At 77.4% G+C, this 2,881-nt stretch carries 1 protein-coding gene; it reads left to right on the plus strand.

Annotated features, from left to right (window positions below; translation table 11 throughout):
• Window positions 1-2,881 (plus strand): SDR family NAD(P)-dependent oxidoreductase (locus GUY61_RS37000; RefSeq protein WP_166634676.1); only part of this gene is annotated, 2,881 nt, incomplete at both ends.

Here is a 2,881-nt window from a genome sequence, read left to right on the forward strand (position 1 = left end):
CCGTCCACGGGCCGGTTGTACGAGGTCGCGCCGTGCGCCGCTGGCCCGCACCTCCTCACGCTCTCCGCCCGCTCGGCACCCGCCCTTCGCGCCGCCGCCTCCGCCCTCGCGGCCCACCTCGGGAACCACCCCCAGCTGGACGAGGCCGACGTCTGCGCCGCCGCGAGCACGGCACGCGACGACGGCCCGCACCGCCTCGCCCTCGTCGCCGAGGGCGACCTGGCGGAACAGCTCGCCGCCGTGTCCGGCACCACCGAGGTCACCTCCCGCCCCAGAGTGGTGTTCCTGCTGCCCGGCCAGGGTGCGCAGCGCCCGGGCCAGGGCCGCGCCCTGTACGCGACGGCACCGGTGTTCCGGCACACCCTCGACGAGGCGTCCGCGTCGGCCGGCCCTGTCCGGGGCCGCAGCCTGACCGAATGGTGCCTGGACACCGACGTGAGCACGCGGGAGCTCCGCGCGACGGAGGTCGCGCAGCCGCTGCTCGTCGCGTTCGGCGTCGCGCTCGCCCGGCAGCTGGGGGCCTGGGGCGTGCACCCGGACGCCGTCGCCGGGCACAGCGTCGGCGAACTGGCGGCCGCGTGCGTCGCCGGTGCGCTCACCCTCCCCGACGCCGTACGGTTCGCCGTCTCACGGGGCCGCCTCATGGCCGAACTCGCGGCGCCCGGTGCGATGGCCGCCGTACGCGGCGGCGAGGAGACCGTCGAAGCGCTGCTCGCCGCATCCGACGGGAGGCTCAGCCTCGCCGCGGCGAACGGCCCCGCCCAGACGGTCCTCGCGGGCGACGAAGAGGCGATCGCCTCGGCGCTGGAGAAGCTGGCCGAGCAGGGCGTCGCCGCCCGCCGCCTCGACGTGTCCCACGCCTTCCACTCCCCGCTGATGGTCCCGGCGCTCGACCCGCTCGCCGCCGCGGCCGGTGCCCTCACCCCGCGGCCCACCCGGATGCCGCTGATGAGCACGGTCACCGCCCGGTGGCAGCCCGTCCTCGACCCGCCGTACCTGCGGGAGCAGGCCCTGCTTCCGGTCAGATTCGGCGCGGCCGTCGAGCGGCTGCTGGACGAGGGATACGACACCTTCCTCGAACTGGGCACCGGTGCGGCCCTGTCGGGACCGGTCCGCGCGGTGGCGGCGCGCCGCGAACCGGCGGCGCGGGCCCACGCCTCGGCCGCGCTGCCCGCCGACCCCGGCGCCGACGGCGGCACAGGGGCCCTGCTGCGGACGGCGGGGCGGCTGTGGATGCGCGGGGTGCCCCTGGACCGTACGGCGCTCGACGCCGGACGGTCGCGCGTCGTACTGCCGACCTATCCGTTCCAGCGCCGGACCTACTGGCCCACCGACACCGCCGAGGGCGGGCCGCAGTACGGCGCCGAAGCGGCGGCGGCCGCCGGGGGCGACCGCCGGGCCGAGCGGCACGCGGATGCCGAGGACCGGACGGACACCGAGGAACACGGCCGGACGGGCACCGAGGAACACGGCCGGCCGGACCCCTGGAACCTGCTGCACCGCCCCGTCTGGCGACTCTCCCCGGCGCCTTCCGGGCCGGAGCCCCGGGCGGTCCTGCTGGCCGGACCCGACTCGCAGTGGTCCAGGACGCTGGCGGAACGGCTCACCGCGCGCGGTGTCGCTGTGCACCGCCCCGGCGGGGCCCCGCCGGCGGCGGGCGCACCGGCTCCGCGGACCATCGTGCTGCCGGCCGGTCCCGCGACCGACCTCGACACGACGGCCGACCTCGACGCCGCCGTGCACTCGGCACTGGCACGGCTCCGTGAACTGCTCGATCTGCTCGATCTGCTCGGTCCGCCGGGTCCGCTCGGCCCGCGTGATCCGGCCGGCCTGCCTGGTCTGCCCGGCGGCACCCCTGCGGCGCGGGTGCTCGTGGTCACCGAGGACGTCCATGCCGCAGGCGCCTCTCCCGAACGGCCCCGCCCCGCACAGGCGTTGCTGTCCGGGCTCACGCTCGCGCTGCCCGAGGAGACACCCGGACTCGTGGCCGACAGCATCGACCTGTCCTCGCTGGACACCGTGACGGACCACGTCGGCGCCCTGCTGGCCGAACTTGCCGCACCACGCGCCGGGGGCCCCGCCCGTACGATCGCCTGGCGCGGGGGCCGGAGGCTGATCCGTACGACCGAGCCCGTGACGCCCGGCTCCGGGTCCCCCGGCCTGCCCGCGCCCTGCCCGGAGAACGTACTGCCCGCCGACGGCGCGTACCTGATCACGGGCGGCGCCGGGGGAGTGGGCGCCGTACTCGCCCGTGACCTGGCCGGGCGGGGCAGACCGACGCTCGTACTGGCCGGGCGGTCCCCGCAGCCACCGGAGGCTCTGCTCGCCGGACTGCGCGCGCTGGGAGCGACGGCGAGCTATGTCAGGGCCGACGTGTCCGTGGAGGCGGACGCCGACGCCCTGGCCGGGCGGGTGCCACTCCTCGACGCGGTCTTCCACGCGGCAGGCGTGGTGCGCCCCGGTACGCTGCGGACGAAGACCGGTGAGGAGATCGAGCAGGTACTCGCGGCCAAGACGCGCGGTACGTATCTGCTGTCCCGGGCCCTGCGTCGGCACGGCCACCGCCCGGCGGCGTGCGTGGCGTTCTCCTCGGTGTCCTCGGTCCTTCCCGGGCTGGCCGGCGCGATCGGCGACTACGCGGCGGCCAACGCCTTCCTCGACGCGTTCGCCGCGGCGGAGCGGGCGGCAGGCCGCCCGTGGCAGTCGCTCAACTTCGCCGCGTTCGCCGGTGCCGGTCTGGCCGCGGGCACGGCGGGACGGGGTGCCCCGGGCCTCCGTGGCCCCGCGCCGCTCGCCACCGGTGCCGCGCCGGCGGCGCTGCGCGCGGCGCTCACCGTCGACGCGGCCCAGCTGGTGGTCGCCGATCTCCCCGGTGAGGGAC

Source organism: Streptomyces sp. GC420, assembly GCF_009916105.1.
Taxonomy (GTDB): Bacteria; Actinomycetota; Actinomycetes; order Streptomycetales; family Streptomycetaceae; genus Streptomyces.